Raw genomic sequence first — 10,328 nt, 5'->3', positions numbered from 1 at the left:
ACTAAAAGCCAAAAAACCACAGACCCAACCACCGGGAACAAAACCCAATAGATAGCCAAAGGTAGGCTCTGCGAGGTAGCCGAACNCCCCTCCTTGGGAAAAAACAGGTAAAACCGTCAAACCCAAGGCGAGATAGGCAATTTGAGACATAGCAGCCGCATTTTTGCCCCCCATACAGCCCACCAGTAGAACCGCTCCGATCTGATAGGTAACACCCAAGGAATGTATCTGAATGTTAGGCTGACTCCAAAGGCTAGAGGGGTCGGTGACAAACGCTTCCAAGAAGGTGCCACCGATAGTCAGAAGTACGCCAATGATCGCCCATAAAAATTCAACTGGTGGTATCAATTGTCAGGGAGTTATACTTGAGGTTGTGGTCTGGTGTTTTTGGTCTGGTTTTTGTCCGGGAATAGGAGCCTCTCCACCCTCAAGACCAAGAGACTCTAACATAGCCCGATCGCTTTCAGGGGGTTGACCCATAGTAGTTAGATAATGTCCAATCAGCATGGCATTAATCCCCGCTTTCAGACCTAACGCTTGTAATTCTCCCATAACAGCTTCCCGTCCCCCTGCATATCGCAAAATTTGCTCTGGGAGGAGTAGGCGAAAAATAGCGATCGCCTTGAGCGCTTCATATGGGTCAAGACGGGAGCGCCCCCCCAAAGGAGTTCCTTCACGGGGGTTCAGTAAATTAATCGGAACCGACTCTACCTCAAGTTCCCGCAATGCTAAAGCCAGGTCAACACGGTCTTCCCAGCTTTCTCCCATACCGATAATGCCACCCGTACAGGCTTGAATACCAGCAGCCTTGATATTTTTCACAGTTTGAATGCGATCGTCCCAACTATGAGTCGTCACAATATTACCGTAAAACTTTTCAGAAGATTCCAGATTGTGATTATACCTAGTCACACCCGCTTCCGCCAAAGCCTGAGCCTGTTGTGGGGTAATTTCTCCCAAAGCACAACAGGGTTTAATAGAAGTTTCCGCCTGAATGCGGCGAACTGTCTCCAGGATCTGTTCAAATTCATTAGACTTAGGGCTATTGTACTTAATACCCCGTCCCTGAGAAACCAAACAAAACCTTTTAGCCCCAGCTTCTTCCGCAGCTTTCGCCTGAGCCAGAATTTCCTCTGGGGATTTTAGCCCATAAATCGGCGAATTTTCCCCAGGGTGGTGAACCGACTGGGAGCAGAAACTGCAATTTTCCGAACAGTTCCCCGACTTGACATTAATAATGCTACATAAATCTACCATTGTGCCACAACAGGCTTGACGTACTCGGTCCGCCGCCTCGCACAGCAGTAGAATATGATCATTTCCTTCGATTTCAGTCAGTGCGATCGCCTCTTCTCGACCAATGCGATCGCCCCCAATTACCCGGTCAGCCAGGGAATTGAGCCACTGCGATAGTTGCTCTGTTGTCTGACTCCTAGGTGTGAGCGACCAATACTCAGCATTGAGTTCGGACTGACGGTTAGTTGATGGCAGTGCTTGAACCACGATTAAGCCTTAAACTGCGTAATTACCTTAATCTCCCCATCGTACCATCATCTCACCCCAAGCTCAATGGCAACCCCACCCCGTGGCCATAGATTGCAATTGTTAATTATTCATTAATTTTCCTCCCTCTGGTAAAGTTAGGTGCTACTAAAATTTATCAATCTCCCCACAGCTCAGACTAAATAAGCCGCCTTTCTTTGACATAAGATGTTCCCCCCAATTAGAATTTAATAAAAACAGCACCATACCAGCCACCTATAGTCAAGTTAGCCTTGATTAAGATTAGTTTAAGGTTAGGTTATCCTTGACAGCAAAACCAAGTTAAGCTAAATCTTTAGATTTTTTTCTAACCACCAACTCCCCTTGTGGAGTCATCAATCTTGTGGTAATTTCTTGTGTAGGTATCGGGCTTAAAGTCTGTTTTTGTACCTGAGTATCAAATTAAACCAGAACCTTAATCGGTTATTGTTCATCTGATTTCCTAGTCGTTTCACCAAGTGGACGTATTTTTCATGGTTCTCAATCGCAAAGTCCTTTTAGCAGTAGCCTCCCTACCAATACTATTAGGAGCCACCGCCTGCGCTCCTGGCCCCCAAGATGGAGAAACTGGCGGCCAAAGAATATCCATTAGCGGCGCTGGGGCGACCTTTCCCGCCCCCATATTTCAACGTTGGTTTGATGCCTATAACCGCCAGGTAGACCCCAACGTACAAGTTAGTTATCAGTCCGTAGGTAGTGGAGCCGGTTTAGAGCAATACATCAACGGCACAGTAGACTTCGGAGCCAGTGAAGCACCGATCACAGACTCAGCCGATCGCACAGCATCCTTCATCGCCGCCCACGGCCACGATCCCATTCAAATTCCCATGACCGGAGGGTTTATTTCCTTCTCCTATAACCTCCCAGGAATTGATAACCTCCAACTCCGCCTATCCCGGCAAGCCTACTGTGGTATCGTGACCGGACAGATTACTCAATGGACTGATCCGGCGATCGCAGCCGATAACCCCAACCTCAATCTTCCTAACCTACCCATTGTCTTCGCTCACCGTTCCGACGGTAGTGGAACCACCTTTGTATTTACCAACCACATTAATACAATCTGTCCTGACTGGCCTGCTGGTGCCGGCACCTCCGTAGACTGGCCCATAGGTATTGGCGGTCAAGGAAACGAAGGTGTTGCCGCCTCCATTCAACAAAACGAGGGAGCCATTGGCTACCTATCTTATGCCTATGCAGCCCTCAACGACATTGACTCAGCCGTAATCGAAAACCAAGCCGGAAACTTTATCGCCCCATCTCCAGAAGCAGCAGCTAAAGCCTTACTTGATGAACCCGTACCCGATAACTTTGCTTTGCTAGTTCCTGACCCCTCCGGTGCTGAGTCTTACCCCATTGTCGGTCTAGTTTGGGTGATGATCTATCAAAACTATGAAGACGATGCCAAATGGCAAGCCATGCGTCAGGTTTTTGAATGGTCCTTGGGTCCAGAAGGTAGAGCCTTAGCAGAAGAACTCCTTTTCGTTCCCACCCCTGATCCTTTAGTAGAAAGGATTAAAGCCGTCTTTGACACCATCAACGCCAACTAACAGAATCCCTTAGATAATTCAGGAGTTCCATATTTTTGGTACTCCCATTACCGAAACTTTTCTGTAGTTGGGATATATAGCCCAGAGTGTGGGTGTAGTCACAAGCCACTCAGTTAGCCTTTTCCTGTTCCATGGATAACTGATAACTACTCCCACACTTCCCTAGTCCCAGCGATCGCTCTTTCCTGTAAATACCCCGTACCGTGCGTCACAGCACAAACTTGGTTGGTTTCCCCAATAGCTGATCCAATGTGACCCACCCTACGTCATTCCAAGAGGAGACAAAACAACATCATGACCCTGGCTGATCCATTAAATCAATTACCCAGCCGTAGCCTCGAAAAACGAACCAGCACCATTCGAGTCATCGATATCGGCTTTTGGGGATTAACCCTACTCCTGGCTATTGGTGCCGGAGCCGTTTTACTTTGGGTAATCGTACAAACCGCCATCGAAGCTACCCCCGCCATTCGCGAATTTGGTCTCGGTTTTTTAGTCAGTACAACCTGGAACCCCGTAACCAACGTATATGGCGTACTACCCCAAATTTATGGAACCTTAGTTACCGCCTTTATCGCCCTACTAATTGCCATTCCCCTGGGCATTGGTGTCGCCATCTTCCTCACCGAAGGCTTTGCTCCTAAATGGGTGACAACTCCCATCGCCTTTGCGATCGAGCTAATTGTCGCCATCCCCAGCGTCGTTTTAGGCATTTGGGGGATTTTTGTCCTCATTCCAGTCATCAGACCCGTTTTTAGATTTCTCAACAGCTACTTCGGCTGGATTCCCTTTTTCGGTGGCGCTACCCCCTCCGGTAATAACCTCTTACTGGTCGGTTTAGTCCTATCCATTATGATTGTCCCCATTATCATCTCCATCACCCGTAGCACCTTTGAAGTTTTACCCAGAGACCTCCGCAATGGTTCCCTCGCCTTAGGAGCCACCCGCTGGGAAACCATTATCAGAGTCCTTATCCCCGCCGGCTTATCTGGCATTATCAGTTCCGTCATGTTGGGAATGGGTCGCGCTATGGGTGAAACCATGGTAGCCGCCATGCTAGTCGGTAACGCTAACCGCATTGACATATCATGGTTACAGCCCGGAGCAACTATTACAGGTCTCATCGCCTCCCAATTTGGCGAAGCCGGACGCACCCAAGTAGCCGCCCTCATGTACGCAGGTTTAGTCCTGATGATGCTATCCCTCGTCGTCAATATTTTGGCGGAACTCGTAATTCGTCGATTTCAGAATATTGAGTAAGGTTTCTGACCTTGACCTTAGTTTCTTGACCTTAGTTTTTGGTTGAGTCAATCCCCCACTAAGTTTAGCAAACATAAATTATGGATAATCCAGGTCGTCAGCCTTCCTTTCCTTCTGAAGGCGATAGTTTCGATATTAGCGAGAAAACCATGGCCCGCCATCGCCGTCTCTTCGGACGGATATTAACCGTATTAACCATGGTCTTTGCCGCCACAGTCATCATTCCCTTGCTGTGGGTTCTCGTTAGCGTCTTTCAAAAAGGCGCAGGCGCTTTAGTCTTTCCCGATATCTTCACTAAATTACCACCCCCTCCCGGTCTCTCTGAGGGCGGTTTTGGTCATGCCATTATCGGTAGCTTGATGACCCTCGGAATTGCTACCATGATTGCCGTTCCCTTTGGTGTCATTGCTGCCATTTATCTAGCCGAGTTCGGTCGCGGTACTAAGTTAGCCTACTTGGTCAAGTTCTCCTGTAATGTACTCACCGGCGTTCCCGCCATTTTATGTGGCCTATTTGCTTACTCCATTGTCGTCAAACCCATGGGAGGATTTTCCGCTTTTTCTGGTGGGGTCGCTTTGGCTGTCTTGATGTTACCCATTATTATTCGCTCTACCGAAGAAGCCTTGTTATTGGTTCCTAATGAAATGCGGTTAGCTGCAACCGGTATTGGTGCCAACCGATTTCAAACTGTCGTTCAAATTGTCTTACCCGCCGCCCTAACTTCTATTGTCACCGGTGTTGTTCTCTCTGTCGCCCGCGCCGCCGGAGAAGCCGCACCCTTACTTTTTACCTCCTTTAACAATAACTTCTGGGCGGCTAATGTTTGGGAACCAGTTTCTACCTTACCTATCTTGATTTACTTTTTCTCGATTATTCCCTACAAAGCCTCTCAGACTTTGGCTTGGGCTGCCGCCTTGGTATTGTTGTCACTTGTCCTCATTTTCAGTGTTTTAGCCCGCTTTTTTAGCAGGAAAAAAGCATTTTAATTTAACTAGCTTGTTAACTCGCCTATTCTGCCTCAATGTTCTTTTAGCTTGACTAATTGGAGAAACCATGCAACAATATATTGATGATGTGTCCGTAAATACTAGGCGCATTTTTGAGATTAAAAATCTATCCGTTTACTACAGCGGTGCGATCGCTCTCCGGGATGTTAATATGGATATCCTAGATCGTAAAATTACCGCCTTTATTGGCCCCTCTGGCTGTGGTAAAAGTACCCTCTTACGCTGCTTTAACCGCACTAATGACCTGGTTCCCGGTGCTGAGGTTAAAGGGCTTTTGAATTACCGAGGTCAACCCCTCTATCACAAGGGAGTTGATCCGGTCGTTGTCCGCCGCCGCATTGGTATGGTCTTTCAGCAGCCTAACCCTTTCCCTAAGACTATTTATGATAATGTCGCCTATGGTTTGCGGGTAAATGGCATTAAAGATAACCTAGAGGAGAGGGTCGAGAAAGCCCTACGCAGCGCCGCCCTCTGGGATGAAGTGAAGGATAATCTTAAAAAGTTGGGGACTTCTCTATCGGGAGGACAGCAGCAACGTTTATGTATCGCTAGGGCGATCGCTGTTCAACCCGATGTTATTTTGATGGATGAACCCTGTTCCGCTTTAGACCCCATTTCTACCATGCGAATTGAAGATTTGATGGCTGAACTCAAGCAACATTATACCATTGTCATTGTTACCCATAATATGCAGCAGGCTTCTCGCGTAGCTGATTATACCGCCTTCTTTAACGCCGAAGCCCTAGAAGGTGGTAAGCGGGTTGGTTATCTAGTCGAAGTAGATACCACTGAAAACATTTTTTCCTGTCCCCAAGACCAGCGAACTCATGATTATGTCAGTGGTCGTTTTGGCTAAACCGTAAACCTCAATTTAAACCTCAATATATAGCAATATTACATGATGATGGGTAAAATTCAACCTTTGCCCCCCCGGACTTCCATCCGGCGGCGGTGATATTCACGGTTATACTTATTAACTCTCATCACTCGGCTATATATCCAATTAATTCCCCAACTCTAGTAATCCAGTTTTTGGGGTTCGATTTGTACCTAATAAATTACTCAACAATTCAGGAGTTAACTGCTGATGATGGATGCGAGTATTCCCGATACTGCTAATTTGACTGATACCGATATAGTTATCCATGCTCAAAATCTTGATGTTTTCTATGGGGATTTTAAGGCGGTTCGTGGCGTGACTATGGACATTCTTAAAAAACGGGTAACCGCTTTTATTGGACCCTCTGGCTGTGGTAAAACTACTATTCTCCGCTGCTTTAATCGCATTAATGATTTGATTCCAGGCTTTAGGTTGTCCGGGAATATTTACTATCAGGGTCAGAATTTATACGATCCAATTGTCGATCCTGTCCAAGTGCGAAGACAAATTGGTATGGTCTTTCAGAAGCCTAACCCCTTCCCTAAGTCTATTTATGAAAATATCGCCTATGGGGTGCGCGTCAATGGTTTGGCTAAGTCCAAAGGTGATATGGATGAAATTGTAGAGCGATCGCTTCGTCAGGCTGTACTCTGGGATGAAGTCAAAGATAAACTCCGACAAAGTGGTTTGGCTTTGTCTGGGGGTCAGCAACAACGTCTATGTATTGCGCGCGCTGTTTCCGTTCAACCTGATGTAATTCTCATGGATGAACCTTGCTCCGCTTTAGACCCCATTTCTACCATGCGGATTGAAGAACTTATTGTTGAACTCAAACAACAATACACTATTATTATCGTTACCCATAATATGCAGCAAGCAACTAGGGTCGCCGATATGACTGCCTTTTTTAACGCCAAAGCCGAAGATGGTAGCAAGCGTTTTGGCTACCTGGTCGAGTTTAGCGATACTCACAGTCTGTTCCAAAATCCCCAACAAGAAGCCACACAACAATATGTTAGTGGTCGCTTTGGTTAAGCACAACCTATCCCCAAGAGGTCAGAAGCTACTTAATCAGCCTTGTCTGACCTCCCTCTGGTTGTGGTGATTGGTTGCTCGTGTTTTGACGCTATGCGCCTTTCATCCAGTTTTTCAGTAAGTTATCCTTAACCATCCCTTGGCGAAATACCTCGACTAGATACTCCTGAGCTTCTTCTAAACTTAGGTGTTTGACTTGTTCCTGGAGAACCTTGAGCTTGAATTGTTGCTCTATGCTTAGATTTCCTGGGGTTTGCATTGTTCGCTCCTCCTCTGAAATTCTAGGGGTGAGAGTACGGTTTTGGGCCAAACCGTAACTTTTGTTTACCTGGAATGTAAATTATCGTAACATACACTTGACAATCTGTCCATGATGGACATTTAGGCACTAATCTATTTAACAAAACTTTGGATTTTCCGATCTGATAGCCACAGACTCAGCCCTAACTGCCATAAAATAAACGGATAGCCGTCAGACTGGAGATTAAGCTAATGGATGCTATAGAATTTTTTAATATGAGTGCCGGAAGATGGCGATCGCTAAGGACGACCCATCACCTAGCTTTTCGTCAAGCCGAAAAAGGATTTTCCGATATTAATGTAACCTCCCTTACCGCTGAGGACCCCCAGGTAGCCGAGATCTGCAAAATGCACGATATTGACCCGAGTTTGGCGGCGGGGGGGGCTCATGTCACCTGGAATGGCGAAATGGCTTGGGATAAGGAAGACGAAAACCATAAGGGTTCTACGGTATTTGCGATCGTACCAGACCCAGACGATCCGCGCCGGGGTCGAATGCTGCGGGAAAGGGGTTATGCGGAAATTGTCCCGGTGATTGGACGTTTTGAAATGGACGAAGAGGACGGCTTAACCTTAATAACCGAATATGAAACCATGAGTTCTATTGAACGCTTTTGGTTTGTTGGTTCTAATGTTAGAATGCGATCGAGTGCGGTCAAGCGGTTCGGAGGCTTCAACACCTCCACCTTCTGCACAGAAATCCGCATCGACTCTGATTCTAACACAACCACAACTTCCGAAGCCGAAAAACCATCTGTTGGTTTTATCTCAGCTTTGGGTTGGTAAAACCGTAACCCCCCTGAAGTCGAAAGATTTTCAGGGGGAGTTAGTGTTGGTGTTTTAGCAGCTACTAACTGCCTGGATCTCAATAACCCATTCAGAAACCATTATACCATAGCCATGACATCTATAACCACCGACAAAACATATACTTTTGAAGACTACCTCAAATATGACGATGGCACAGACAACCATTATGAATTAGTCAATGGACAATTAGAAATCATAAACCCACCAACCATCCGACATTTGCTGATCGCCGATTTTATCCGGGATACTTTGAAAGCCGAAATAAGTCGGATTAATTCACCTTGGTTGTGTTTGAAAGAAGCCGGGGTGAGAACCTCACCGAGGAAGTCGCGATTGATGGATGTCTGTGTCGTTTCCAGAGAAAAAGTTGTAGAATTGTTGGATGAATCTGCAGTTTTTCAAACTCCACCCCTCCTAGTGGTGGAAGTAGTCAGTCCCGAATCCGTAAACCGAGATTATAGGTACAAAAGAACCGAATATGCGGCGGCGGAAATCCCGGAATATTGGATTGTAGATCCGATGTTAAATAAGATATCGGTTTTGCGGCTGGATGAGGGTTTATATGAAGAAACTGTTTTGACGGACAATCAACAAATAGTCTCGCAAGTTTTCCCAGAATTAAGGTTAAATATCGGAGATATTTTCGCAGCGGGCAATATTTTCACCTCCCCCGAAAATCCCCCCCAATCCTAAAAATCGGGGTTATATCAGCCACGGAAACATTTAATAAACGGGGTTTCTAGTAGGTTGGGTGGAGCGATCGCGAAACCCAACACAGTCGGCTAGGCTGGGGGTGGTTAAGTTTTTGTGGAGTTTCCTGGGTTCATATAACCTACTGATTTGTTGGGTTTCCTGCGTCCACCCAACCTACTCCTGGTGCTAAGATGTTGGGTTTCCTGCGTCCACCCAACCTACTCCTAATGCTAAGATGTTGGGTTTCCTGCGTTCACCCAACCTACTAAGATGTTGGGTTTCCTGCGTCCACCCAACCTACTCCTGGTGCTAAGATGTTGGGTTTCCTGCGTCCACCCAACCTACTCCTAATGCTAAGATGTTGGGTTTCCTGCGTTCACCCAACCTACTCCTAATGCTAAGATGTTGGGTTTCCTGCGTTCACCCAACCTACTAAGATGTTGGGTTTCCTGCGTTCACCCAACCTACTAAGATGTTGGGTTTCCTGCGTTCACCCAACCTACTAAGATGTTGGGTTTCCTGCGTTCACCCAACCTACTCCTGGTGCGATCGCTCTGGGTTCATATAACCTTGGCTATAGTGAATTTAAGCGTAATTATTCAAGGGGAAATTGTATGACCGGAAAACCGCTAGAAATCGAGGGAATTTGGGAAGAAATTGTCAGCTATTCCGATGCCTTAGCAGGATGCCAAGTGCGGGTGACAGTTCTCTCTCGCCCACCCCAGTCCCCATCTCCAGACAACTCTACCCCCTTTCGTCCGGCTGGCGATCGCTCTTTACTGAGACACGCCGGAACTTGGTCTGGTGATGACCTCGAGGATTGTCTAAACATGGTTTATGAGACTCGTCAGCCTCTGGAGTTTTAATGGTGTATCTGCTAGATACAAACGCCTGTAGCCGCCTTGTTCAGGGAGATTGAACCGCGCCATCAACTCGATGGTTTAAGTGGGGGAATGGCAATCTGACAATTCTTGGTTCAGTTGTGCCAATGATATCCCGCCTTCTGTTTTGAGTCTAATTCGCGATTCTGTTAACATCTGGATAAAACTAGGATTCAAACTCAGACTCGCGGTTTCTAGATCCGCATCCCGAATCGGAATCAGGACAGCAGTGGCTTGAGCGTCAACGGTGATGATGATTGGTCGATCGCTCATCTGTTGGATATAATCAGCAAGCGATCGCCCGGAATGAACAGCCTCAACCCTGAACTCGCCGCCATTGGCTTCGAGATGTCCGGCGGCTTTAGCGATA

General features: G+C 46.8%; 11 protein-coding genes and 1 pseudogene. 8 read left to right on the top strand and 4 right to left on the bottom strand.

Translation table 11 applies throughout. The features are described 5' to 3' along the window. Together B9T16_RS21660 and bioB are read right to left on the bottom strand one after the other, a co-directional pair. Positions 1 to 348, bottom strand: a 348-nt coding sequence (locus B9T16_RS21660; protein ID WP_410245726.1) for a biotin transporter BioY, incomplete at its 3' end; no start/stop codon positions are given. Positions 349 to 351: 3 nt separating this feature from the next. Continuing rightward, complete coding sequence (gene bioB / locus B9T16_RS21655) at positions 352 to 1,503, bottom strand: biotin synthase BioB (protein WP_410245725.1); 1,152 nt, start codon at positions 1,501 to 1,503, stop codon at positions 352 to 354. Between the two features lie 512 nt (positions 1,504 to 2,015). Here bioB and pstS point away from each other — a divergent pair. From pstS to pstB (B9T16_RS21630), 5 genes are all read left to right on the top strand, one after another. Continuing rightward, positions 2,016 to 3,092, top strand: coding sequence for a phosphate ABC transporter substrate-binding protein PstS (gene pstS, locus B9T16_RS21650; protein ID WP_006617874.1), 1,077 nt, complete (start codon positions 2,016 to 2,018; stop codon positions 3,090 to 3,092). Between the two features lie 294 nt (positions 3,093 to 3,386). Beyond that, positions 3,387 to 4,352 (top strand): phosphate ABC transporter permease subunit PstC, encoded by a 966-nt coding sequence (gene pstC, locus B9T16_RS21645; protein ID WP_410245724.1) that lies wholly within the window; start codon positions 3,387 to 3,389, stop codon positions 4,350 to 4,352. Positions 4,353 to 4,432: 80 nt separating this feature from the next. Beyond that, positions 4,433 to 5,338 carry a phosphate ABC transporter permease PstA gene (pstA, locus tag B9T16_RS21640; RefSeq protein ID WP_006617872.1) on the top strand — a complete coding sequence of 302 codons (906 nt, stop codon included), beginning with the start codon at positions 4,433 to 4,435 and terminating at the stop codon, positions 5,336 to 5,338. Between the two features lie 67 nt (positions 5,339 to 5,405). Then, positions 5,406 to 6,215 (top strand): phosphate ABC transporter ATP-binding protein PstB, encoded by an 810-nt coding sequence (gene pstB / locus B9T16_RS21635; RefSeq protein ID WP_410245723.1) that lies wholly within the window; start codon positions 5,406 to 5,408, stop codon positions 6,213 to 6,215. Positions 6,216 to 6,446: 231 nt separating this feature from the next. Next, positions 6,447 to 7,274, top strand: coding sequence for a phosphate ABC transporter ATP-binding protein PstB (gene pstB, locus B9T16_RS21630; protein ID WP_006617870.1), 828 nt, complete (start codon positions 6,447 to 6,449; stop codon positions 7,272 to 7,274). 91 nt (positions 7,275 to 7,365) lie between these two features. Here pstB (B9T16_RS21630) and B9T16_RS21625 read toward each other — a convergent pair whose 3' ends face one another. Beyond that, positions 7,366 to 7,533 carry an NblA/ycf18 family protein gene (locus tag B9T16_RS21625; protein WP_410245722.1) on the bottom strand — a complete coding sequence of 56 codons (168 nt, stop codon included), beginning with the start codon at positions 7,531 to 7,533 and terminating at the stop codon, positions 7,366 to 7,368. A gap of 233 nt (positions 7,534 to 7,766) precedes the next feature. Between B9T16_RS21625 and B9T16_RS21620 the strand changes: the two genes are divergently transcribed. The 3 genes from B9T16_RS21620 to B9T16_RS21610 all read left to right on the top strand — a co-directional run bounded on the left by B9T16_RS21620 (position 7,767) and on the right by B9T16_RS21610 (position 9,943). Next, positions 7,767 to 8,360, top strand: coding sequence for a phycobiliprotein lyase (locus B9T16_RS21620; protein WP_410245721.1), 594 nt, complete (start codon positions 7,767 to 7,769; stop codon positions 8,358 to 8,360). 114 nt (positions 8,361 to 8,474) lie between these two features. Next, positions 8,475 to 9,077, top strand: coding sequence for a Uma2 family endonuclease (locus B9T16_RS21615; RefSeq protein ID WP_317268783.1), 603 nt, complete (start codon positions 8,475 to 8,477; stop codon positions 9,075 to 9,077). Positions 9,078 to 9,691: 614 nt separating this feature from the next. Then, on the top strand, positions 9,692 to 9,943 hold the full coding sequence (locus tag B9T16_RS21610; protein ID WP_410245720.1) for a hypothetical protein: 252 nt from the start codon (positions 9,692 to 9,694) through the stop codon (positions 9,941 to 9,943). A 75-nt stretch (positions 9,944 to 10,018) separates the two neighbouring features. Here the strand turns inward: B9T16_RS21610 and B9T16_RS21605 are convergent. Next, positions 10,019 to 10,328: pseudogene (locus B9T16_RS21605) on the bottom strand (hypothetical protein); the annotation flags it as partial.

Origin of the sequence: Arthrospira sp. PCC 8006, assembly GCF_046480465.1 — a bacterium.
Lineage (GTDB): Bacteria > Cyanobacteriota > Cyanobacteriia > Cyanobacteriales > Microcoleaceae > Limnospira > Limnospira platensis.
The sequence above is the reverse complement of the archived record's forward strand: the minus strand, read 5'-3'. Positions and strand labels throughout refer to the sequence as shown.

Bases quoted from the DNA above. Each gene is read 5' to 3' on its own strand.
- B9T16_RS21625 (WP_410245722.1), bottom strand. From the start codon at position 7,533: ATGCAAACCCCAGGAAATCTAAGCATAGAGCAACAATTCAAGCTCAAG.
- pstC (WP_410245724.1), top strand. From the start codon at position 3,387: ATGACCCTGGCTGATCCATTAAATCAATTACCCAGCCGTAGCCTCGAA.
- pstB (WP_410245723.1), top strand. From the start codon at position 5,406: ATGCAACAATATATTGATGATGTGTCCGTAAATACTAGGCGCATTTTT.
- pstS (WP_006617874.1), top strand. From the start codon at position 2,016: ATGGTTCTCAATCGCAAAGTCCTTTTAGCAGTAGCCTCCCTACCAATA.
- B9T16_RS21610 (WP_410245720.1), top strand. From the start codon at position 9,692: ATGACCGGAAAACCGCTAGAAATCGAGGGAATTTGGGAAGAAATTGTC.
- B9T16_RS21615 (WP_317268783.1), top strand. From the start codon at position 8,475: ATGACATCTATAACCACCGACAAAACATATACTTTTGAAGACTACCTC.
- pstA (WP_006617872.1), top strand. From the start codon at position 4,433: ATGGATAATCCAGGTCGTCAGCCTTCCTTTCCTTCTGAAGGCGATAGT.
- B9T16_RS21620 (WP_410245721.1), top strand. From the start codon at position 7,767: ATGGATGCTATAGAATTTTTTAATATGAGTGCCGGAAGATGGCGATCG.
- pstB (WP_006617870.1), top strand. From the start codon at position 6,447: ATGATGGATGCGAGTATTCCCGATACTGCTAATTTGACTGATACCGAT.